Raw genomic sequence first — 588 nt, forward strand, 5'->3', positions numbered from 1 at the left:
CCCAACTGTACGCTGCTGGGTCCTCTCCCGTGTCTGTCCGGTTGCTGAGCACCTCCCAGACTTCGTCTTCAGCGATGTTGATGCCAGTGTCTTGTGCACGCTCGAGGAGCGACTTGATTTTTGACGCTGCTTCATCCTCCGTCAAGTCATCCGTAAATGCAATCTCAAGCGCAGCCTGAATGACGTGGTGTTTCGACTCAAGGTGCGCATCAGTGACCCACGAGTAGTCGCGTGGGTACACGTACGATTTCTCGAAATACGGTGGGTCATCGATCTCGCCTAATTCCGGCGCTTCCCCACCGCTTTCCTCCTCGAAGACACCGACGATATAGTCGCTGTACGTCGCCAACAGGGAGAACATGATATCGAACGTATTGAGGCGGTCAGTCGGCAGTTCGATGAGATCCCCCATTATGAACGGATACGCACCGAGTTGCCTCGTGAGTTCGTTCTGCACGGCACGGAGCTGGCGGATGTAGGGATCGCGATAGCTGCCAAGGATAAAGTACGATGTCCGCTGGCTCCAGAGATACGGCAATTCACGCCGGGTGAAGCGCCAAATCTCTCGCTTCTCTGCTGGTTCAAGTT

The 588-nt window shown here is 55.1% G+C and carries 1 protein-coding gene; it reads right to left on the minus strand.

The genetic code is table 11. The features are described from left to right. Positions 1-588: hypothetical protein (locus D3D02_RS18580; protein ID WP_121571340.1), on the minus strand; the 588-nt coding region annotated here is incomplete at both ends.

The organism is Halobellus sp. Atlit-38R, assembly GCF_003665925.1.
GTDB classification, from domain to species: Archaea; Halobacteriota; Halobacteria; order Halobacteriales; family Haloferacaceae; genus Haloquadratum; species Haloquadratum inordinatus.